Below are 21,986 nucleotides of genomic sequence, written 5' to 3'. Positions count from 1 at the left end.
TCGGGAGCCTACTTACGGCTGGTTCGGCCGGTCTTGCTGGCCCGGGTACTGCGGCTGCTGGTACGGCTGCTGGTACGGCTGCTGCTGCGGTTGGTGCTGTGGTGCATGCTGCGGCGGCTGGTACGGCTGTTGTCCCGGGTAGCCGCCCCACTGCTGCTGCGGGTAGGTGGACTGCGGACCGGCCTGCTTGGCCAGCTTCGACTCCTGCGCCCAGCGCCGGATGCCGACCAGCAACAGCGGGATGCCGATCAGCAGCACGGAGCCGTCGAACAGCAGGTACATCGGCCCGAACCGGGAACCCGGGAGCTGGAACAGCTTCACCAGGTCGAACGCCTGCCGCACCGGCAACAGCATGACGGCGAGCCCGACCACGGTCAGCAACAACCCCGCCCCGGTCGTCACGCCCGCCCCGATCCTCGGCGCGATCATCAGCAGGCCGAGGAGCACGGCGATGACCACGAGCAGTGCAAGCCACGGCAGCATCGCCCCCACGTCGCCGCGCAGCGTCTGAAAGCGCATCGTCAGCCGACCCGTGGCGTAGGACGCCGCACGCACGCCGAGGTAGGTGGCGACGACGCCGATGACGAGTCCGAGGGCGGGCAGTGGCTTGGCCATCCACCGAGACTAGCCCCGGAGGCGGTCCACCCCTGGGGCGCGAACCGGTCACATATCTGCCCGAATTCGGGTGCGGAGAACTATGCTGCCTGGGCGCCCAGAGGTGCGCGGGCCTGCCTGGTGAGGCCCGCGTCCGGACACAAAAGGAGTCGCATGTCTGATCCGAGGACCGAGGTGCAGCACGGGCTGGAGGGCGTGGTCGCGTTCGATACGCAGATCGCCGAGCCGGACAAGGAAGGGTCGGCCCTCCGCTACCGCGGCGTGGACATCGAGGACCTGGTCGGCCGGGTGCCGTTCGAGAACGTCTGGGGCCTGCTGGTCGACGGTGCGTTCACGCCCGGTCTGCCGCCGGCCGAGCCGTTCCCGCTGCCGGTGCACACCGGCGACGTGCGGGTCGACGTACAGTCCGCGCTGGCGATGCTCGCACCGGCCTGGGGTCTGCGGCCGCTGTACGACATCGACGACGCGCAGGCCCGCGAGGACCTGTCCCGGGCCGCGGTGATGGCGCTGTCGTACGTCGCCCAGGCCGCGCGCGGCATCGGCCAGCCGATGGTGCCGCAACGCGAGGTGGACAAGGCGACCACGATCACCGAGCGGTTCATGATCCGCTGGCGCGGCGAGCCGGATCCCAAGCACGTCCGCGCCGTCGACGCGTACTGGACGTCCGCCGCCGAGCACGGCATGAACGCGTCGACGTTCACCGCCCGGGTGATCGCGTCGACCGGGGCGGATGTCGCCGCGGCGCTGTCCGGTGCGGTCGGCGCGATGTCCGGACCGCTGCACGGCGGCGCACCGGCGCGCGTACTGACGATGATCGAGGGCGTCGAGCGGTCCGGCGACGCACGCTCGTACGTGAAGGGCCTGCTGGACGCGGGCGAGCGGCTGATGGGCTTCGGGCACCGCGTGTACCGCGCCGAGGACCCGCGCGCCCGGGTACTTCGCCGTACGGCACGTGAACTGGACGCCCCGCGGTACGAGGTGGCCGAGGCGCTCGAGCAGGCCGCGCTGACCGAGCTGCGCGAACGGCGTCCGGACCGGGTGCTGGAGACCAACGTCGAGTTCTGGGCGGCGATTGTACTGGACTTCGCGGAGGTGCCGCCGCCGATGTTCACCTCGATGTTCACCTGCGCCCGGACCGCCGGCTGGAGCGCGCACGTCCTGGAACAGAAGCGCACCGGCCGCCTGATCCGCCCGTCGGCGGTCTACTCGGGCCCGGCGACGCGCCCGGCCGACTCGGTCGAGGGCTGGAACCCGGCCTGGGCCTGACGGTCCTGGCCCGCGGTCCGGCCAGTGCGTTGCTTGTACTGGCGGCTGAAGTACGGGACATCGGTGTACCCGAGGGCGGCGGCCGTCTCCGTGACGGTCATGCCGCCCTCGGTCAGTAGCTGGTGCGCCCGGTCGACGCGGGCCTGGATCAGGTACTGCGCCGGCGACATACCGAGGCGCGCCACGAACCTGCGCGTGAACTGGGCCCGGCTGAGTGACGCTCGTCGCGCCATCTCCGCCACGGTCCAGTCGCGGCCCGGGTCTTGCCTCAGCTGCCGGGCGAGGTCGTCGATCGGGTCGTCTGTCGCGCCGCTGCGCCCAGGGTGCTCAACGGCTTCGTGGATGAGTGCGACCAGTTGCTCCAGGCACAGTTCGGCCTGGTAGTGGCCTCGGGCATCGTTTCTCCGGTACGCCGCGTCGCTGGCGCGGGCGAGGACGTTGAGGAACTCGCGATCCAGCACCTCGCCCCAGCGTGGATCAGGTGCCGAGGGGCGTGCGGTGCCGAAATGCATGCCGAAGACGAGCAGGCGGCGGTGCGGGTCGTGCGTCGCACGTGGGGCGTCCCCCGGTTGGAAGAGTGCACAGACGCCTGGGTGCAGTTCCCGTCGCTGGTTGCCGAGCTCGAGTTCGCCGCGACCGTCGATGACGCACCAGAGCAGGTGGTCGCCGAGCGGGTACGACGTCCACGACCAACTCGGTTCGCAGCGCCAGAAGGTCGGGGCGCTCATCCGGTCGATCTTCAAGCGCGGGAAGAAGTGCGATCGGTGCGCCAAAAGTGCAACTCCTCGCGTTGATCGTCCGTGGCTGCGGATAGCACCTCGGCTGGAGAATTGAGAGCGTCGGCATTCTACGGACTGATTCGCGGGAGTCGTGCATGAGCGTTTCCTACAATGTTGCCCCGATGCACCGGACCGAGTTCGACGAGACCGGGTACACGCTGGTGCGCGGCCTGTTCTCGATCGCCGAGGCTGAGCACCTGCGCGACCACTACATGGACCTCCGGCGCCGCGGACCGCGTGCACACGATTTCGCCGGCAACACCGTCACCGACCGCGACCCGCTCAAGCGGTACCCGCGGATGGCGCAGATGCACCGCTGGGACGACGAGTCCCTGCAGTGGATGATCGATCCGCGTCTCGACGAGGTGATGACCTCGCTCCTCGGCAGGTCGCCGTACGCCGTCCAGACGATGCTCTACTTCAAGCCGCCGGGTTCCCGCGGGCAGGCGCTGCACCAGGACAACTTCTATCTGAAGGCCGAACCGGGCACCTGCATCGCTGCCTGGATGGCGCTCGACCGCGTCGACCAGGCGAACGGCTGCCTCGAGGTCGTCCCAGGCTCGCACCGCTGGCCGATCCTGTGCACCGAGAAGGCCGACACCACGGTCAGCTTCACCGACGTCACCGTCCCGCTGCCGTCGACCGCGGGCGCCGTACCGGTCGAGATGGAGCCGGGTGACGTGCTGTTCTTCCACGGCGCACTGGTCCACGGCTCCAACCCCAACACCACCACGGACCGCTTCCGCCGCGCCCTCATCGGCCACTACATCCAAGGCGAAGCCGAACGCGTGGCGCAGTACTACCACCCCGCCCTCCGCATGGACGGCACCGAACTCCCCCTGGAGGTCGCCGAAGGTGGCGGCGCCTGCGGCGAGTGGACCGACACCCCCGAAGGCCCCGTCGCCCTCCTCACCGGCACCGAATCCACCCACCGCAAACACGAATAGGGTCCTGCCGTACGGGCGCTTGAACGGGGACCCGGTAGCGCGATGTCGGGGGCGCGACCAAGAAACCCCGGGTACGCGCGCCGGCACGGCACCCGGAGGCGCGTTGTCGGGGCTCGGCCGGGAAACCCGGGTACGCGGGCCGCCGGGCACGGCACCCGGCGGCGCGTTGTCGGGGGCTCGGCCGGGAAACCCGGGTACGCGGGCGGCCGGGCACGGCACCCGGCGGCGCCTTGTCCGGGGCTCGGCCGGGGAACCGGGGGCTTGAACAGGCAATAACCCACGTAAACCCACCACGACCTGTCCACACCCCCGACAACACGCCCGTACACGCCCGACCAACGGCCGACGCCTGGCCGACCAACGGCCGACACCCGGCGCCGCGCCACCCCAGCACTACCCCGCGCACGCCAGCACACCGCCCCCAGGCGCGACTTTGTGCACCAGATCCGTACCGCGCGCCGCTCGACGTACGGATCCCATGCACAAAGTCACCCCAGGCACACGCCCGGCCGAGCACGGCAACCAGTGGCGCGTTGTCGGGAGCTCGACCAGGAAACCGGGGGCTTGAACAGGTAATAACCCGCGTACACCCACCACGACCTGTCCACACCCCCGACAACACCCCCGACAACACCCCCGTACACGCCCGTACACACCCGTCCAACGGCCGACACCCGGCACCGCGTCACCCCAGCACCACCCCGCGCGCGTCACCCCAGCACCACCACACGCGCGTCACCCCAGCACCACCACACGCGCGCCAGGCCAGCGCCATCCGGCTCGCGCCCGTACCGCGCCCCAGGCGCGACTTTGTGCACCAGATCCGTACTGCGTGGCGTTCGGCGTACGGATCTCGTGCACAAAGACGCCGCAGGTGCGGCCGGTCGGGCGCGGCGGCCCGGCGGGCAAGTGCCGGGGGCTCGGCCAGGGAACCGAGGGCTTGAACAGGTAATAGCCTGCGTGAGCCCACCACGACCTGTTCACGCCCCCGGGAGCTCGGCTCGCCGATTGCGGGATGTGGGAGTTGGGAGGTGGACCGGGGGTGGTGGGGTGGGTGGGGTGTGCGAAGATGGGGGCGCTGACAGCGTCGTCGGCATTCGGATTGCAGACGACGAAGGGAACGCTGGTGACCAGCGAAATTCAGATTCCTGCAGAGCTCAAGCCCGCCGACGGCCGGTTCGGGTCCGGTCCGTCGAAGGTGCGCCCGGAAGCCGTCGCCGCGCTGGCGACCGAGGGCGCAAAGCTGCTCGGCACCTCCCACCGCCAGGCCCCGGTGAAGAACCTGGTCAAGCGCGTCCAGGAAGGGATCGCCGAGCTCTTCCAGCTGCCCGACGGGTACCAGGTCGTCCTCGGCAACGGCGGCTCTACCGCGTTCTGGGACGTGGCGACGTTCGGGCTGATCCGGGAGAAGAGCCAGCACCTGAGCTTCGGTGAGTTCTCCTCGAAGTTCGCGAAGGCCGCTCAGCAGGCGCCGCACCTGGCCGACCCGTCGATCGTGAAGGCCGAGCCCGGCAGCCGCCCGGTCGCCGTTGCGGAAGCCGGCGTCGACCTGTACGCGTGGCCGCACAACGAGACCTCGACCGGCGTGATGGCTCCGGTCAAGCGGGTCGCAGGCGCAGACGACGGCGCCCTGGTCGCGATCGACGCCACCTCAGGCGCGGTTGGTCTCCCGGTCGATCTGAACGAGGCCGACGTCTACTACTTCGCACCGCAGAAGGGGTTCGCCTCCGACGGCGGTCTCTGGGTCGCACTGATGAGCCCGGCCGCTCTCGCGCGCGTCGAGGAGATCTCGGCGTCGGGCCGCTGGATCCCCGCGTTCCTGGATCTCGCGACCGCGGTCGACAACTCCAGCAAGAACCAGACGTACAACACCCCGGCGCTCGCCACCCTCTTCCTGATGGCGGAGCAGATCGACTGGATCAACGGCCAGGGCGGTCTCGAGTGGAGCGTCGGCCGTACGACGGACTCCAGCAACCGCCTGTACACGTGGGCCGAGAAGTCCGACTACGCCACGCCGTACGTCACCGACCCCGACGCCCGCTCGCTCGTCGTCGGCACCATCGACCTCGACGACTCGATCGACGCCACCGCGGTCGCCAAGACGCTCCGCGCCAACGGCATCGTCGACACCGAGCCGTACCGCAAGCTCGGTCGCAACCAGCTGCGCGTCGCCATGTTCCCCGCGGTCGACCCCGCCGACGTCGAGAAGCTCACCCAGTCCATCGACTACGTCGTCGAAAACCTCAAGTAATTCCCTGCACCAGCAGACACCCACCAAGACAGCCGCCGTCCCCCACGGGCCGGCGGCTGTTCCTTCTCCATCCACGCACCCGGGCGCACCCAACAGGGGGCGCACGTCACGCGGGAGTAGCCGGTCGTGCGGAGGTCACACATCGGCGCTCCGTCCAGACCGGGCACCGCACGCGACCGCACGGCCCGCGGCCCACGGCCGCAACAACAACCCGCCTTCGACGGCCACCTGCGGCTGCGGCATGCCTCGCAGCGTTCCCTCGGGCAATGCCGGCTCCACGAGCAGAGGCATACCGTGATGCTAGGCGTGCGGGTGGGTCAGGAGGGTTGGCGGCGGGAGGTGGCGGGTGATTGGCCGGTGAGGCGGGCGTTTTCGGCTTCGCGGTCCAAGCGCTCGCGGCGGCCGGGTGGGAACGTGATGATCGTGACGATCAGGGCGAAGACGGCGGCGCCGACGATGATCCAGCGGAGGTTGTGGCTCTTGCCGGCGTCCGAGTCGGCGCTGGCGGGGGCCGTGCCGGGCTTGGGGCTAGCCGTCGTCGCGGGCGGCTTGGAGGCCGCCGCTTTGGCCGGGACCTTGAGCTGGTACACGGCCGCGTTCGTGCCCTCGCTGCCGACCAGGACGGTCCCGTCGGTGGGACCGACCGCGACGGTCTCGCCTTGGCCGAGTGGGGCGGCGCCGCGAGCGATAGCGTTCGGGGTTTCGCCCCAGGCGACGGTGATGATGTCGGCGTACGTGCGCAGGACGACGCGTTGACCATCGGGCAGGAAGGTGCCGTCGGTGATCACCCCGGAGGGTGCCGGGGCGAGCTTGGTGAGGTCGTTCGTGCCTTCGTAGGACGGGCTGGCCGGTGCGGCGTAGATCGCTCCGGTGCCCTTGATCGCCTTGGTCACGATGTACAGCTGGTTGGAACCCGGCTCGATCAGCAGGGTCTCGGCGTCGTGCGCGCCGTCCGGGTAGGTGAAGTCGTACCGGTGGTACTTGACGTTCGCCTCGTCGGTGAGCTCGTCCGGCTCCGGGATCGTGAAGATCTCGATCTGGTCCCGGGACTCCTTGTTGTCGCCGATGTCCGCGATGTAGAGCGTGCCCTCCCGGTCGACGCCCAGGGCCTCGACGTCGGTGACCTTCGCGCCGAACCGCACAGTGGCCTTCACCCGCCCGGTGCTGGAGTCCACCGCGAACACCCGGCCGGTGTCGCCGGAGTCGTTCACGGTCCAGTAGATACCTGGGTGCTTGACGCTCTTCGCGAGTCCGGACGACTCGTCGATCCGGTCGTCGCGGATCGTGAAGAGTTTCTTCGGCCCCGGCGCGGACGGGCCCGCAGCGGAACTGGCCGAGGCGGTCGTTGTGGGAAGTGCCACACCCGCGAGGGTGCAAAGCGTCGCCCCGAGCAGAGCGATCGCTGTCCGGAGTTGCCTCACGACACCACCCCGGCACCCGACTCGGCCCGTGGGTCTCGCCTGCCCTCGGCAGGCGGCCGGTCGGCCGGCAGGACGAGGTCGGCCAGGCGGGGCCTGACCTGCCATTCGGTGATCAGCGCCTCGTACTCGGCCTGAAGATCGGCCGTCGGCTTCGCGCCGGTCCGGGCGGCGCGGAGCAGGAGATTGCGCGGCGTGTGCTGACTGTCCACGAACTGCACGACCTCCACTCGGTATCCGACCTGTCGCAACACCGCCGCCCGCAGGGAGTCCGTCAGGACGTCGGCGAACCGCTCACGAACGATGCCATATCTGGTCATCAGCGCATAAGGCGCCGGTGGTGTGACGCTCTTGAGCTGCTTTTGGATGTCGTGATGGCAACACGGAGCTGCCAGCACCAGCGCGGCCTCCCACTCGACCGCTCGCGCGAGCGCGTCGTCGGTCGCGGTGTCGCAGGCGTGCAGCGCCAGCACTACGTCCGGCTCGACGTCCAGCTCCGCGCCCTGGATCGTCGCGTCCAGGAAACGCAGGTGGTCCTGCCAGCCGAGGGCCTCGACCACCCCCGTGTTCCGCTTGCGGGCCGCCGGGTTGTGGTCGACGCCGGTCATCCGCACGTCGTGACCGGCTGCGGTCAGCAGGTGGTACGCCGCCAGCGTCAGGTAGGCGTTGCCGCAGCCGAGGTCGACCACCTGCAACGGCCGGTCGGTCGCGATCCGGCCGGCCGACACCGCCTCGTCGAGCGCCGGGGCGAGCAGCTTGCAGAACTCCTCGATCTGCTTGTACTTCGCCTGCCGGGACGGCTTCACCCGCCCCTGGTGGTCGCTGATCCCGAGCTCGATCAGGAACGGCGCGGCCGGGTCGAGCACGCGGCGCTTCACCCGGTCGTGAGTGGTCTGCTGCTCGCGGTGATCCTCCTGCCGGTGCAGCAGCTCCTTGCCCTTCTTTGTGTACCGCAGGCGCAGCGTCTCGCTGGTCGTCTCGACGTGCCACGACCCGTACGGCTGGTCGAGCAGCTCGTCGACGGCCTTCTCCAGCTCCGCCGCGGGCACGTTCCGGGTGTGGGCCTGCCGCTCGTCGAACTCGGTGATCTGGAAGTGCCGGTGCCCCTTGAGGTCGACGTACCGTGCCTCGAGCCGCAGGTACGACGGCGGCTGCGATCCACGCCGCCGACCCGACGCCAGGGCCCGCACCAGACCGCTCCGGTCGAGCAACGTGGCGCGGATCACCCCCAGCGCTCCGGACTCCTCCGGTCGCGCCGGCTCGTCCGACCGCACGTCTGGCTGCACCGCGCCATTGTCCCCGACCACTCGGGTCGATCACAAAAGTGTCTCGCCCGCTCACCGTCGGAACTCCCGAACTCACCGCGATCAACCCTCCTCGACCTCGCCCTGGCGCTGGGTGGGCTATTGGAACCGCTGGTCGTCCTCGAGCAGCCCGAGAGCGCGCAGCCGGGTGGCGATACCGCCCTCCTGACGGCCGAGCGCAGCGACGAGTTTGTCCTTGGTGGCGCCTTTGGTGAACATCTCGATCAGGGTCTGCTCGTCCTCGGGGCTCCAGGGGCGGAAGGCATTCGGGTGGGTCTTGCGGGCACGCTCGATCCGGCGGGTCATCGAGCGGGGGTTGAGCGGCTCGAGCGAGCGGATCCGGGCCTGACGGTGGCGGCCGACCTCCTCGCCGTCGCGCCAGAACACCACCGCGCCGTCGTCGAACGTCATCAGGTCGGCCGGCACGTCGCAGTAGTCGGCGTCCTCGAGCATCACGCGCATCATCGCTGGTCGTCTCCGTTCTCGGGGGATGCGTGGTCGACAGAGAAGATGCCGCGATGACAGCCGTGCTCGACGCACCAATTCCCACCTGTGGACAAACGTCCGCCCGTCCCAGCGTCGCGGTGGGTGCGATGGCGCGGGCCGGTGGGCAGGAGCTAGGCCGGGGGCTGGTCAGGGTTGGGTGGCAGGCGGAGGGTCTTCGGGTTGGGGTTGAGGGTGCGGCGCATCCGGTCGCGTTCGGCTCGCAACAATCCGAGCATGACCAGGTCCAGGAGCATGCCGCCGGCGGCGGCGAACTGGGTGGCGGCGAATTGGAACACCTGGGTCATCAGGAGCGACACCAGGACGGCCAGTTCGAACAGGCGGACCGCGCGCGCTCGGTTGCGAGCCCGCAGGGCCAGCCAGCCGCGGACGGTGAACGTTGCCGACAGCAAACTCCCCACCGCCACCCCGAGCACTGGAAGCCGGTCCAGGCCGTCGCCCAGCACGGCGGCGATCACCAGCGACACGACGAACTGCGCCGCCAGCGCAGCGACCAGGACCGACGGAGCTTTCGGATGCGTCGCCAGCCGCTCGAACCAGCGCTGCGACGCTTGCCAGCCGGACTGCACCGGAGCCGGCAGCTCGACCTCGTCCGGGCGGCAGGCGGCCAGCAGGGCGGAGGCCTGCCGGCGTCCCTCGATCTGCGGCGGTACGACGCTCAGCAACTCCTCCGCCTCGGACCGGCGCGCCCTGGACAGGCCGCCCGCGACGCCTTCGACGGCGTGGTCGACGACGTTCGCCAGCTCCTCGCGTGGGTCGATCGGCCGCCGCGTGGTCAGGAAACGGAAGCCGAGGACGATCAGCACGAACACGACGTACACGATCGCGGCCGTCGGCTTGTAGAAGTAGTTGTTGTCCGAGGTGACGAACTTCCCCACCTCGTCGATGAACAGCCCGAACCCGATCCCGCCGATCGTCGCGGCCGCGGGTCGTACCACCGGGCCGACGTACCCGAGCAGCAGTGAGATGGCGATCAGCATCAGCAGGCCGCCGGGCAACACGTGGGCGATGTGCAGCCCCTTGCCACCGATCTGCGGGTACCCGCTCAGGCTGAGGAACAGCCGGGTCACCAGCACCGTCGCCACCCCGGACACGACGAAAGTGGTCAGGTGTTCCCCCGATCGCACGTTGCGGACCAGCCCGGCCCGCAGCAGGTACGACGAACGCTCACCGGTGGCGGGGGTGCTCATGGGGCCACAGGTTACTGTCAGCGCAGCAGAGCCGCCACGACGACAATGACGACCAGGGCGGCCAGTACGAGCGAGGTCACCAACCGGCGCGTGCGCGGATCCACACCGTCAGGGTAGGCGGCGCCCACCGAGCCACGCGCCACAGGGTCGCCGCCTGCGGACGAGACGGCCTCAGTGGAGGTTGACCAGCGGCTCCGGTCGGTGCACCCCGCGCGGACGGTAACCGAGCGCGTCCGACAGACCCAGGTAGTCCGACAGCAGCCAGATGATCGCCAGCCACATCTCGGTGCCTTGCAGGCCCGGGATCGCCCGGTCGTCGGTGCCGTCGGGCGCGAACGCGAACCCCTCCCCGTCGACCCAGCGCGTCAGGATCGCGCGTAGCTGCGCCTCGGCCCAGGCGCGGCCCTCCTGCTCGCCGTACTTCGTCTGCTTCCGGGCCAGCCAGAGCGGGTGGATCACGTCGAGGACGTTGCACGCATTGTAGTTGTCACCGGTGAACATTCGCCGATCGTTGCTGTGCGCAAGTACCGTGGCGACGGCCTGCTCCGGGTACGGCAGCGGCAGGCCGAACTGCGCGTACGTACCGCGCGTGAGCCGATAGAACCCGTTGACGACCTGCAACAGACCGTCGTCGGGATGTGGTGCACCCCAGGCCCCGGTCGACGGATCGACGTGCGTCAGCAGCCATCCCATCAGCGCCTCGAGACCACCGGATTCCTTGTGATCGCGGACGTTGAGCGCCAGCGCCGTACCGAGTGCGTCGATCCCCGAACCCGCCGACCAGGCCCTCCGCTCCCAGGGCAGTTCGTCGAGCTGGTCGAAGCTGAAGTCGGTTGTGATCGGGTGCTCGAAACCGGACCCGAGCACCTGCAAGGCATACCCGACGCACAGCACGTGATAGCTCGCGGGGCCTTGCAGCACAGCGAGTTCGGCATCCGACGGCTTGCCCAGACCGTCATCGGACAGGTCTCCTGGTGATACCAGTCCGGTCGCCGGATCCTGGCGCGCGCGGAGTCGCCGAACCAGGTCGTCGCGGGTGTGACCGGCCGGCGTCCGCCGAACCAGCAGGTCCGCGATCTCGACCGCGTCGCACCACGGCCGGATCTCCGGTTCGCGGTCGATCCCGGGGCGGTCGACGAAGCGGCTGCCGTCCCAGCAGCGCGCGATCACGTCGTCGACCTGCGCGCGTGCCTTGGCGGCGAACGCGTGCAGCTGGGCCGGTAGATCACCTGACATGGAGGCTCCTGTCCGCGAGCGGAGGATTCGGGCGGGGTTGCCGGCCGCGACGGTGTTGGCCGGGATGTCCTTGGTGACGACCGCGCCGGCGCCGATGATCGTGTGCGGGCCGACCGTAACGCCGTCCAGGATCGTCACGTTCGAGCCGATCCAGACGTCGTCACCGATGGTGATCCCGAGCGCGGTGTGCGGCTGCTTGAAGATCGGCTCGCCGGGAGCGGTGCCGTGGTTGAACGCGAGCAGCGAGGTGTGGGCGCCGATCCGCACGCCGTCCCCGATCGTCACCACGCCGCGGACCGCTGCGAACGGGTTGATCGTGGAGTCCGATCCGAGCACGATCCGGCCGGTGACGTACGCGTGCGCCGCGATGTACGAACGCTCCCCCATCCGCAGCTCGTCGCAGTACACCGCAGCCGACTCGGCGACGTACACGTCGTCCGCGAGGTCGACCGCCCCACCGAGCCGCGCCTGCCGTTCGGCCTGCCGTTCGCGCTCGGCGTCGGTAGCCTTTCGGGCGTACTCCCAGGGCAGGAAATCGAGGCGCAACGGCTCGTTCGGCAGCATGGGAAAACGCTATCCAAAACCCGCTGAGACCGCTAGGGGCGAAAAGCCGCTGCTAACCTCCCGTCTGACATGAACACTTTTCCGTCTGCGCGAGGGGCGGCCGGGCGATGACGACGAACGGATCCGTGACGGACGGCGAGGCCGGCGACGGCCCGGCCGGCGGCACGCGTCGCGGTCAGCGGGTCACGATCAGCGACCTGGCGCGCCGGTTGCACATCTCGAAGGCGTCGGTCTCGTACGCCCTCAACGGCCGCGCCGGTGTCAGCGAGGAGACCCGGCAGCGGGTGCTCGACCTGGCCGAGGAGCTCGGGTTCCACCCGAACTCTGCCGCGGTCGCGCTGTCCGCGAGCCGCACCCGCACGATCGGGATCGTGATCGCCCGCGAACCCACGCTGATCTCGACCGAAGCGTTCTACATGCGCACGCTGGTCGGCATCGAGCAGTACCTGAACGAGGTCGACTCGTCGCTGCTGCTCCGGCTCACCGGCGAGCACGGCGAGGATCTCGACGTACTGCGCCGTTGGTCGCGGCAGGGTCGCGTCGACGGATTCATCCTGTTCGACGAGCTCGACCACGATCCGCGCATCCGGTTGCTGAACGAACTCGGCGTACCGTGCGTGGTGGTCAGCTCGAACGCGCCCGACGACACGGTCGGCCGGCTGATCAGCTCGCCCGAGGAGACCGTCACGCTGGTCCTCGACCACCTGGTCGAACTCGGGCACGAGAACATCGCGCACATCAGCGGCCCGTTCACGTTCATCCACGAGCGGCTCCGGGTACAGACGCTGCTCGACCAGGCGAAGGCGCACGGCATCACGGTGCGCCACATCGAAGGCAGCTACCGGTACGACGACGGCGCCGAACTCACCCGCCAACTGCTGACCGGGCCGAATCCGCCGACCGCGATCGTGCTCGGCAACGACCTGATGGCGGTCGCCGCACTGCGAGTCGCGATGGACCTCGGTACGGCGGTACCGGGCGAGGTGTCGATCGTGGCGTGGGACGACTCGCCGCTGTGCGAACTCGCGCGGCCCGGGATCACTGCGGTCGACCAGAAGACGATGGAACGCGGCCGCGCCGCCGCCGACCTGCTGCTGCGCACCATCACCAGCGAGACCACGCTGCACGAGGAAGCCCCGGCCGGCGAACTCCGGCACCGCGAATCCTCCGGCCCCGCCCCCGCCTGACCACCACTCTGCGTGCCCGGCCGGGCCGCGCCCGGCCCTGCACGCGCCAGGTTGCCCACTCAAGTGGAGGGTTGCCCCCTGAAATTTTGAATGGGCAACCCTCCAGTTGAGGGGTTGCCCGTCGAACTGGAGGGTTCGCGAACCGGCGGCGGGTGCAGCCCGACCGGCGCAGTACGGGGTGCGTCGGTTGCCCGATCGGCGCAGCACGGGGTGCGACGGTTGCCCGATCGGCGCAGCACGGGGTGCGACGGTTGCCCGATCGGCGCAGTACGGCGTGTGACGGTTGCCGATCGCCGCGGAAGGCGCCGTACGGCGGAGCGGGTGACCTGATTCGGGCAGTTTGAAGACTGTGTGAAATCGGGCGATCGCGCAGGGTGTTGGATTGCGCTTACCGCTGCCGCGGGTGGAGGTTGGTGGGTCACGAGGTCGTAACGAAGAACCCTGAACTGAACCGGTTAGGGTTCCAGAACTTAACCGGTTAGGCCAGTATGGGGCCGAATCCGCCCCCGCAGGTCCGCGGGGGCTTCGAGAGGGACGAGGGAGTCCGACGTGAGACTGCGTTCGCTTGTAGCCGCGGTTGCGGCGACCGCCATGGGAATCAGCCTCGCCGCCTGTGGTGGCGGCGACGGGGATGACTCCTCCGGCGGCAGCGGTGGTGACCAGACGCTGACCTACTGGGCCAGCAACCAGGGCACCAGCCTGGACAACGACAAGGAGGTGCTGACCCCGGTCCTGCAGAAGTTCACCCAGGAGACCGGCATCAAGGTCAACCTCGAGGTGATCGGCTGGAACGACCTGCAGACCCGGATCCAGACCGCGATCACCTCGGGCCAGGCGCCCGACGTCGTCAACATCGGCAACACCTGGGCGGCCTCGCTGCAGGCCACCGACGCGTTCCTGCCGTTCGACGGCGACGCGATGAACGCGATCGGCGGGAAGGACAAGTTCGTGCCGACGGCCCTGGCGACCGGCGGCAAGGAGGGCACCGACCCGACCTCGGTTCCGCTGTACGGCCTGGCCTACGGCCTGTACTACAACAAGGCGATGTTCGCCGCGGCCGGCCTGCAGCCGCCGAAGACCTGGGAAGAGATGGTCGCCGCGGCCAAGAAGCTGACCAACCCGGCGAAGAACCAGTGGGGGATGGCGCTCGCGGCCGGCAGCTACACCGAGAACGTGCACTTCGCGTTCATCAACGCCGCGCAGAACAAGGCCGACTGGTTCAACGCCGAGGGCAAGCCGACCTTCACCGGTGACGGCAACGTCCAGGGCGTGCTGCGGTACCTCGACCTGATGCAGAAGGACAAGGTCGCGAACCCGTCGAACGCGCAGTACGACAACGGCACCAAGTCGGTGAACGACTTCGCCACCAAGAAGGTCGCGATGGTCATCAACCAGAACAACGCGGACTCCTCGATCGTTGCCAACGGCATGAAGGCCGGCGAGTACGGCGTCGTCCCGTTCCCGGCTCCGGCCGGTGGCGAGCAGGTGGCCAGCCACGTGGCCGGGATCAACCTGTCGATCTTCAAGAACACCAAGAACAAGGACGCGGCGCTGAGGTTCGTCAAGTACATGACCGACGCGCAGACCCAGACCACGCTGGGCAAGCCGTTCGCGTCGCTGCCGGTGCTGAAGGACGCGAAGCCGGTGTTCACCGACGACGCGACCGAGGCGGCGACCTTCCAGGACGTCTACAACACCAAGTCCAAGCCGCTGCCGCTGGTGCCGGCCGAGGACCAGTTCGAGAGCACCGTCGGCAAGGCGATGAACGCGATGTTCGCCAAGATCGCCACCGGCGGCACGGTGTCCGCCGACGAGGTGAAGGCGGCCCTGAAGACCGCCGAGGACCAGGTGGCGGCCAGCAGCTGACGCACTCCCAGTGGCCCGGACGCCGTCGTCCGGGCCACTGCCCGCGTCAACAGCACCGATCCGAACAGACAGGAGGCGACCAACCCGGATGTCCGTCGCCACAGAAACCGCCGCTCCGGCACCGGCCGCCAAGCCGAGGAAGAAGCCGAACCGGCTCGAGCACCGCCCCGGCCTGAACCGTTGGCTGCCGTACGCGCTGCTCGCCCCCGCCGTGCTGCTGGAGCTGTTCATTCACATCATCCCGATGCTGGTCGGGATCTGGATGAGCTTCGTCAAACTGACCAAGTTCTTCATCGCGAACTGGTCCGCCGCGCCCAGCGCCGGGTTCGGCAACTACAAGGTCGCGCTGGACTTCAACAACGCCGTCGGCCAGGGGCTGCTGAAGTCCTTCGGCGTGACGGTGGTGTTCTCGCTGACCACGGTGGCGTTCTCCTGGGTCCTCGGGATGGCCGCCGCGGTGGCGTTGCAGCCCGAGTTCCGCGGCCGCGGCCTGGTCCGGACGCTGTTCCTGGTGCCGTACGCGCTCCCGGCGTACGCCGGGATCCTGACCTGGAACTTCATGCTCCAGCGCGACACCGGCGCGGTGAACCACGTCCTCGAGCAGCTGCACCTGAGTGACGGCCGGACGTTCTGGCTGATCGGCGGCAACGCGCTGATCTCACTGATCATGGTGGCCGGCTGGAAGCTGTGGACGTTCGCGTTCCTGACCCTGATGGCCGGCATGCAGAGCATTCCGCGCGACCTCTACGAGGCGGCGTCGGTGGACGGCGCCGGCAACCTCCGGCAGTGGCGCAACATCACGCTGCCGTCGCTGCGGCCGGTCAACCTGGTGCTGGTCCTGGTGCTGTTCCTGTGGACGTTCAGCGACTTCAACACGCCGTACGTCCTGTTCGGTACGGCGCAGCCGCCGGCCGGTGACCTGATCACGTTCCACATCTACAACGCGTCGTTCCTGACCTGGAACTTCGGCACCGGCGCGGCGATGTCCGTGCTGCTGCTGATCTTCCTGATGATCGTCACCGGCGCCTACCTGCTGCTCACCGGAAGGAGGTCGCGTCGTGCGTGAGACCAGAGGATTCAAGATCTACCGCGGCGTCGTACTGCTCGTGCTGGGACTGTTCGTCCTGGTACCGCTGTACGTGATGGCGACCTCGTCGCTGAAGCCGCTGTCGGACGTGCAGGGTGCGTTCACCTGGTGGCCGTCGAACCTCACCATCGACCCGTTCATCGACATGTGGAAGACGGTGCCGCTGGCGCGGTACTTCGTGAACTCGACGATCGTGTCGGTCGCAGCCACGCTGTTCTCGGTGGCGATCGCGATTCTGGCTGCGTTCGCGGTGTCGCGGTTCACGTTCCGCGGGCGGACGGTGTTCACCACGACCGTGCTGTCGACCCAGATGTTCCCGGGCGTGCTGTTCCTGCTGCCGCTGTTCCTGATCTTCGTGAACATCAACAACGAGTTCGGGATTCAGCTGGTCGGGACGCGGCTCGGATTGATCATCACGTACCTGACGTTCAGCCTGCCGTTCTCGATCTGGATGCTGGCCGGGTACTTCGACAGCATCCCGCGCGAACTGGACGAGGCCGCGCTGGTGGACGGCTGCGGCCCGATGGGTGCGCTGTGGCGGGTGGTGCTGCCGGCGGCCCGGCCGGGTGTGATCGCGGTGGCGATCTACTCGTTCATGACCGCCTGGGGCGAGGTCCTGTTCGCGTCGGTGATGACGACCGAGGCGAACCGCACGCTGTCGGTCGGTCTGCGGCAGTACTCCACCCAGACCAACATCTACTGGAACCAGATCATGGCCGCAGCCCTGGTCGTCAGCATCCCGGTCGTCATCGGCTTCCTGCTGGCCCAGCGGCACTTCGTCGCCGGGGTCACCGCCGGCGCGGTCAAGTAGGCAGATCCAGCACTCATCAGCGTTCCGTGGAACGGCCGCCTGAGCGTGGCGACCGTTCCACGGGGGCGATCGTCGAGGTGCGGCGCTGCGGTCGCTCAGTACTCGGCGACGCCGCGGATGGTGATCGAAGTCGAGTAGAAGGTGACGTACTTCCCGTTCTTGCCGACGGTTGCGCCGCTGTAGCCCTGGGTCGAGAGGCGGTAGCCGCCGATCTTGGTGTCCCGGGTCGAACTCGGTCCGGAGGTGGGGATACCGGCTCCCTGCATCGCGAACGTCACGATCTGCTGCCGCACGGACGCGTCCTTGACGAAGGACGCCAGCGCTGCGGGCAGGCCCTGCTTCAGCGATGCGCCGGCAGCCTTGGGGCACTGCGGGCAGCTCTGAACACGGGCGCTGCCGCTGCCGCTCACGTCGACGTACTCGGCGTACTTCGGCTTCGAGTAATGCGGGCTGATGTAGACGTCGACGGTGCCCTTGTTGCACTCCCAACGGCGGTCCAGCTTGCAGACGTAACCCTTGGATCTGAAGGCCGTGACGAGCGAGTTGACCGTGACGCCCGGGAGGCACCCGTTACACGGCGCGGCCAGCGCGCTCGGAGTGCCACTCGCACTGGGGCTCTCACCAGCGGTGGGGCTGCCCCCGATACTCGGCTGCTCCGTCGGAGCCTCCTGCACCGGGCGCTCGGTCGCCCTCGTCGAGGGCGCGACCGGCTTGGCCGAACCGTCGGCGGCATCGTCCGAGCCACCAGTGAACCGGGTGACCACGAAGACACCGGCACCGATCAGCATCAGTGCGCCGACGATCGCCACCACGATCGGCCCCGCCTTCCGCGGCGGAGGCGGGGGCGGGGGTAACCGCCGTACTGCTGCTGTCCGTAGTGCTGGCCGAACTGCTGCCCCGGCTGCTGGTACTGCTGCGAAGGCTGCTGCCCGTACGGCGGCTGCGGCGAGGGCTGCTGCGGGGGCTGCTGCGGAGACTGTCCTCCGTACGGCGGCTGACCCTGGTAGCCGCCCTGATGGTTGCTCACCGCCACAATCTAATGAGCGACCGGCTCAGGAGAACAGTTTCTCGCCCCAGTACGACCCCGGGGCCACGCCGGCCGGGCAGGCGAAGATGCCGGAGCCCACGTGGTGGATGTACTCGTTCAGCGTGTCGTTCTTCGCCAGCCGGTTCTGGATCGGGATGAACTGCTTGCGCGGGTCGCGCTGGTAGGCGAGGAAGAACAGCCCGGCGTCCAGGCGGCCGAGGCCGTCGGAGCCGTCCACGAAGTTGTAGCCGCGACGCAGCAGCTCGGCGCCGTCGTTGAACTGCGGATGCGCGAGCCGGACGTGCGCGTCCATCGGCACCCTCGGTTCACCGTCGGCGTTCTTCGCGGCGAAGTCGATCGCGTCGAACTCGTCGGCCTTGCCGAGCGGCGCCCCGGTGCCCTTGCCGCGGCCGATGATCGCCTCCTGCTCGCCGAGCGATGTCCGGTCCCAGATCTCGATGTTCATCCGGATCCGGCGCGACACCAGGTACGCACCGCCGACCATCCAGTCCGGACCGTCCTCGAGCTGCACCCACAACTGCTGCTCGAGCTTGGCGGCATCCTCGAGCTTCAGGTTGTTCGTGCCGTCCTTGAACCCGAACAGGTTGCGCGGGGTCGCCTGCGCTCGCGACGTCGACGACGTCCGGCCGAAGCCGAGCTGCGAATACCGTACGGCGGCGCGCCCGAAACCGATCCGCGCCAGGTTGCGGATCGCATGCACGGCGACCTGGGGATCGTCCGAACACGCCTGGACCGCGATGTCGCCGCCGGACCGCGCCGGGTCGATGTCGTCGCCGATGAAATGCGGGAGGTCGACCAGCGCCGCCGGACGTTTCGCGGCCAGCCCGAAGCGCTTGTCGAACAGCGACGGCCCGAAGCCGACCGTGATCGTGAGCCGCGCCGGGGGCAGGCCGACCGCCTCGCCGGTGTCCTCCGGTGGCGCCTCGCTCGGTCCGTTGACCGCGCCGTACTGACCGATGTCGCGGCCGGCGGTGAGGAGCGCCGCCGCGGCGGTCCACTCCTTCAGCAGGCCAATCAGTTCGTCGCGCTTGGTCGTGGTGACGTCGAACGCGGCGAAGTGCAGGCGGTCCTGGACCGGCGTGGTGATGCCGGCCTGGTGCGCGCCGTGGAACTCGACCGGACCGGTGGTGTCCGTGGCGTGCGACTCCGCACCGGCCAGCGCCGAGTGCGCGGCGTACCCGGCGACTCCGGTGGCGACCGCTGCACCCGCCGCCCCGAACAACCCGCGGCGCGAGATGCCGCGCCGCTCAGGTCGAGCGGTGCCGTCCGCGGGGACCTTGGCTTCGTCGGTCATTTCTGCGCGATCACTCCGGCGACCTTGCTGACCGGCTCGGCCAGCCCGTCGACCACCGCGCCGAGCGCCTTCTTCTCCGGCTCGGAGGCGGTGTACGGCTTGAACCCGTCCCCCTCGCGGTACTTGTCGAGCGACGCGAAGACGGCCTTGAACTGGGTGTCGAGCTGGGTCACGAGTGCGGCGTCGCGCTTCTGCAGGGCCGGTCGGAGCGCCTGGATCGCCGCCTGCGATCCTTCGACGTTGGCCTGGAAGTCCCACAGGTCGGTGTGCGAGTAGCGGTCCTCTTCGCCGGTGACCTTGCCGGTGGCCACCTCGTCGAGCAGTTCCTTGGCGCCGTTCGCGAGCTGCAGCGGAGTGAGTTGAACGGTCTTCGCCTTCGCGACCACTGTCTTCACATCGGTCAGCAGTTGGTCGGCGTACTTCTCCATCCCCTTGGTGGAGTTGGCCACCCACAGGGCCTGCTCGATCCGGTGGTACCCGGTCCACTCGGTGCCCGGCTCCACGTCGTTGACCCGGGCGTCGATCTTCGGGTCGAGGTCGCCGAACGACTCCGCGACCGGCTCGATCCGCTCCCAGTAGGTCCGCGACACCGGGAACAGCGCCTTCGCCTTCGCGACGTCACCGGCCTTCACCGCGGCGACGAACTCCGTGGTCTTCTCCTCCAGCGCGCCCGCCTGCGAGTTCACGTACCGCTGGTAGCTCTGGGTCGCCTGCTTCAGTACGGCGTCGGTGTCGACCTGCGCGGGCGCGTCGCCGGAGACGGTCAGGTCGCCGCGGATACCGTCGCCGACCATGCCGGGCTTGCAGACCGCCTGGTACTTGCCGGTCGGCAGCTCGACGATCAGGTCCCGCTTCAGGCCCGGTCCGATGTTCTCGACCTCGCCCATCACCCGGTCGCCCTCGGCGTACACGTAGAACTCGGTGACCTTGCTGCCGCCGTTGGTCACCGTGAACGTGCTGGTACCGGACTTCACCTCACGCCGGCTCAGCTCGCACGAAGAGTCCGACGCCTTGACCGCCACCGGGCCGGTGCCGTCGTCCTTGGCCGCGGGCTCTTCCTCCGCGCACGCGGTCAGCGCGGCGAGACCGAGGACGACACCGATGATGAAGGCCCCGCGGGCCGATGAGCTGGACATGGTTCTCCTGGAGGACAGGTGGGATTTCAGGCCGCTTTGTGCGCGGTCGTCGCCGAGACGGCGGGTGGCGGGGAGCTCTTGACCGGCAGGAAGTAGAGCACCAGCACCGGCACCAGATAGACGAGCCACGCGGTCGCCTCCACCACGGTCGGCGCCGGGTTGAAGTTGAAGATGCCCTTCAGCAGGACGCCGTACCAGCTGTCCGGCGGGATCGCGTGGGAGATGTCGAAGGCCAGTGTGTTCAGGCCGGGCAGGATGTTCGCCTCCTGCAGGTCGTGGAAGCCGTAGGCGAAGATGCCGGCCGCGACCAGGATCAGCACGGCGCCGGTCCACTTGAAGAAGACCGCCAGGTTGATCCGGACCGCACCCTTGTAGATCGCGAAACCGAGCAGCACTGCCGACGCGAGCCCGAGCAGGACGCCGACGAACGGCCCGGCGGTGGTCGCGGTGGCGGCCGACGCGTACACGATGAACGCGGTCTCGATGCTCTCCCGGAAGACCGCGAGGAAGGCCAGGATCACCACGGCACGGGAGCCCATCTCGAGGGCCTGCCCCATCCGCTCGCGCAGCTCCCTGGCGATGCTCCGCGACGCCTTGCGCATCCAGAAGATCATCCAGGTGACGAAGCCGACCGCGAGGATCGACATCACGCCGCCGATGGTCTCCTGGGCGGTGAACGACCTCGCGGTCAGCGCGGTGACGAACTGGAGCAGGCCCCAGGCGGCGACGGCCACGGCGAGCGCCGCGCCGACACCGATCCAGACCAGTTTGAGCCGATCGCGATGGCCGGATTTGACCAGGAAGGTGGCGAGGATGCTGATCACCAGCGACGCCTCGAGCCCTTCACGGAGTCCGATCAGGTAGTTCGCGAGCATGGCGGGGACTCTCTCGGCTTAGGTACGGCTAACCTTGCTGAGGTTAACCTAAGAAATCCCATTCGCCTACTGTGATGTACGCCGAACTGTTGCCCGGGCCCGCGCCCAATCGGGACTCGATCAACTGCACGCTTCCGGCCCGCCACGTAGGGCTCCGGTAGCCGTCGAAGATGCGCACCCAGCGGGTGACATCGACCGGTCGGCGCAGGCGCGCGACTGTCACGTGCGGGGTGAACTTCCGGCCCTCGACTGTGACGCCGGCGCGGTTCGCGGCGGCACGGGTGGTCATCGAGAGGTGCCGGAGCGATTCGGTCTCATCGCGCACCCCGACGTACAGCACCCGGGCGTCCGGTACTCCGGGGAACGCGCCCGCTCCGTCGAGCTGCAACTCGAACGGCTTCTGCCGTTTGGCGGCCCGCTCCAGCCGCTCCTCGAGCTCCTCGGTCTTCCAGTCCGGTACGTCGCCGAGGAACGCCAGCGTGATGTGCCAGTGCTCGTCCCGGGCCCACCGGATGACGTCGTCCGGATGCTCCCGGCGCGGCTCGACGAACTCGCTCAGATCCTCCACTACTTCGAGAGGTGGCACGACGGCCACGAACAATCGCATC

At 68.9% G+C, this 21,986-nt stretch carries 21 protein-coding genes; 7 read left to right on the top strand and 14 right to left on the bottom strand.

From position 1 onward, the window contains the following. Positions 1-12 precede the first annotated feature (12 nt). Entirely contained in the window at positions 13-615 is a 603-nt protein-coding gene (locus AB0B82_RS18495; RefSeq protein WP_360169364.1) for a hypothetical protein, read from the bottom strand. Between the two features lie 153 nt (positions 616-768). On the opposite strand from AB0B82_RS18495, the gene AB0B82_RS18490 reads away from it, so the two are divergent. Next, complete coding sequence (locus AB0B82_RS18490; protein WP_360169361.1) at positions 769-1,881, top strand: citrate synthase 2; 1,113 nt, start codon at positions 769-771, stop codon at positions 1,879-1,881. Here AB0B82_RS18490 and AB0B82_RS18485 read toward each other — a convergent pair. Continuing rightward, on the bottom strand, positions 1,818-2,609 hold the full coding sequence (locus AB0B82_RS18485) for an AraC family transcriptional regulator (protein ID WP_360169358.1): 792 nt from the start codon (positions 2,607-2,609) through the stop codon (positions 1,818-1,820). The two genes, AB0B82_RS18490 and AB0B82_RS18485, sit on opposite strands and share 64 nt — an antisense overlap. A gap of 146 nt (positions 2,610-2,755) precedes the next feature. Between AB0B82_RS18485 and AB0B82_RS18480 the strand changes: the two genes are divergently transcribed. Beyond that, a complete protein-coding gene (locus tag AB0B82_RS18480) occupies positions 2,756-3,607 on the top strand; it encodes a phytanoyl-CoA dioxygenase family protein (RefSeq protein WP_360169355.1) in 852 nt (283 codons plus the stop codon). Positions 3,608-4,676: 1,069 nt separating this feature from the next. Further along, complete coding sequence (gene serC, locus AB0B82_RS18475) at positions 4,677-5,858, top strand: phosphoserine transaminase (RefSeq protein ID WP_360169352.1); 1,182 nt, start codon at positions 4,677-4,679, stop codon at positions 5,856-5,858. A 135-nt stretch (positions 5,859-5,993) separates the two neighbouring features. Here serC and AB0B82_RS18470 read toward each other — a convergent pair whose 3' ends face one another. From AB0B82_RS18470 to AB0B82_RS18445, 6 genes are all read right to left on the bottom strand, one after another. Continuing rightward, a complete protein-coding gene (locus AB0B82_RS18470; RefSeq protein WP_360169349.1) occupies positions 5,994-6,149 on the bottom strand; it encodes a hypothetical protein in 156 nt (51 codons plus the stop codon). A gap of 26 nt (positions 6,150-6,175) precedes the next feature. Then, positions 6,176-7,219 (bottom strand): hypothetical protein, encoded by a 1,044-nt coding sequence (locus tag AB0B82_RS18465; protein ID WP_360169347.1) that lies wholly within the window; start codon positions 7,217-7,219, stop codon positions 6,176-6,178. 56 nt (positions 7,220-7,275) lie between these two features. Continuing rightward, entirely contained in the window at positions 7,276-8,562 is a 1,287-nt protein-coding gene (locus AB0B82_RS18460) for an SAM-dependent methyltransferase (RefSeq protein WP_360169344.1), read from the bottom strand. Positions 8,563-8,679: 117 nt separating this feature from the next. Further along, positions 8,680-9,045, bottom strand: coding sequence for a hypothetical protein (locus AB0B82_RS18455; RefSeq protein ID WP_360169341.1), 366 nt, complete (start codon positions 9,043-9,045; stop codon positions 8,680-8,682). A 152-nt stretch (positions 9,046-9,197) separates the two neighbouring features. After that, entirely contained in the window at positions 9,198-10,274 is a 1,077-nt protein-coding gene (locus AB0B82_RS18450) for a hypothetical protein (protein WP_360169338.1), read from the bottom strand. A 171-nt stretch (positions 10,275-10,445) separates the two neighbouring features. Next, positions 10,446-12,074 (bottom strand): acyltransferase, encoded by a 1,629-nt coding sequence (locus AB0B82_RS18445; RefSeq protein ID WP_360169335.1) that lies wholly within the window; start codon positions 12,072-12,074, stop codon positions 10,446-10,448. A 107-nt stretch (positions 12,075-12,181) separates the two neighbouring features. Here AB0B82_RS18445 and AB0B82_RS18440 point away from each other — a divergent pair, with 107 nt between their 5' ends. The 4 genes from AB0B82_RS18440 to AB0B82_RS18425 all read left to right on the top strand — a co-directional run bounded on the left by AB0B82_RS18440 (position 12,182) and on the right by AB0B82_RS18425 (position 17,025). Next, positions 12,182-13,261, top strand: coding sequence for a LacI family DNA-binding transcriptional regulator (locus AB0B82_RS18440; protein ID WP_360169332.1), 1,080 nt, complete (start codon positions 12,182-12,184; stop codon positions 13,259-13,261). Between the two features lie 549 nt (positions 13,262-13,810). Next, positions 13,811-15,127, top strand: coding sequence for a sugar ABC transporter substrate-binding protein (locus AB0B82_RS18435; protein ID WP_360169329.1), 1,317 nt, complete (start codon positions 13,811-13,813; stop codon positions 15,125-15,127). An 88-nt stretch (positions 15,128-15,215) separates the two neighbouring features. Next, positions 15,216-16,193, top strand: coding sequence for a sugar ABC transporter permease (locus tag AB0B82_RS18430; RefSeq protein WP_360169326.1), 978 nt, complete (start codon positions 15,216-15,218; stop codon positions 16,191-16,193). Beyond that, positions 16,186-17,025, top strand: coding sequence for a carbohydrate ABC transporter permease (locus tag AB0B82_RS18425; RefSeq protein ID WP_360169323.1), 840 nt, complete (start codon positions 16,186-16,188; stop codon positions 17,023-17,025). Before AB0B82_RS18430 ends, AB0B82_RS18425 begins: the two co-directional genes overlap by 8 nt. Positions 17,026-17,120: 95 nt before the next feature. Here the strand turns inward: AB0B82_RS18425 and AB0B82_RS18420 are convergent, their stop codons facing one another. Genes AB0B82_RS18420 through thpR form a run of 6 tightly spaced genes read right to left on the bottom strand, consistent with a single transcriptional unit; the run spans position 17,121 to position 21,985 of the window. Then, the gene (locus AB0B82_RS18420; RefSeq protein ID WP_360169320.1) at positions 17,121-17,837 is read right to left on the bottom strand and encodes a hypothetical protein; all 717 of its coding nucleotides are present in this window, start codon (positions 17,835-17,837) and stop codon (positions 17,121-17,123) included. Beyond that, positions 17,813-18,052, bottom strand: coding sequence for a hypothetical protein (locus tag AB0B82_RS18415; protein WP_360169317.1), 240 nt, complete (start codon positions 18,050-18,052; stop codon positions 17,813-17,815). The genes AB0B82_RS18420 and AB0B82_RS18415 overlap by 25 nt, the downstream gene beginning before the upstream one ends. Positions 18,053-18,077: 25 nt before the next feature. After that, positions 18,078-19,367: an iron uptake transporter deferrochelatase/peroxidase subunit gene (gene efeB, locus AB0B82_RS18410; RefSeq protein WP_360169314.1), complete on the bottom strand. Its 1,290-nt coding sequence runs from the start codon at positions 19,365-19,367 to the stop codon at positions 18,078-18,080. After that, entirely contained in the window at positions 19,364-20,503 is a 1,140-nt protein-coding gene (efeO, locus tag AB0B82_RS18405; RefSeq protein WP_360169311.1) for an iron uptake system protein EfeO, read from the bottom strand. The genes efeB and efeO overlap by 4 nt, the downstream gene beginning before the upstream one ends. A gap of 26 nt (positions 20,504-20,529) precedes the next feature. Then, the gene (gene efeU, locus AB0B82_RS18400) at positions 20,530-21,378 is read right to left on the bottom strand and encodes an iron uptake transporter permease EfeU (RefSeq protein ID WP_360169308.1); all 849 of its coding nucleotides are present in this window, start codon (positions 21,376-21,378) and stop codon (positions 20,530-20,532) included. 43 nt (positions 21,379-21,421) lie between these two features. Continuing rightward, complete coding sequence (gene thpR / locus AB0B82_RS18395) at positions 21,422-21,985, bottom strand: RNA 2',3'-cyclic phosphodiesterase (protein ID WP_360169305.1); 564 nt, start codon at positions 21,983-21,985, stop codon at positions 21,422-21,424. Position 21,986 lies beyond the last annotated feature (1 nt).

It is taken from the genome of Kribbella sp. NPDC048915 (genome assembly GCF_040649595.1).
Taxonomy (GTDB): Bacteria; Actinomycetota; Actinomycetes; order Propionibacteriales; family Kribbellaceae; genus Kribbella.
The sequence above is the reverse complement of the archived record's forward strand: the minus strand, read 5'-3'. Positions and strand labels throughout refer to the sequence as shown.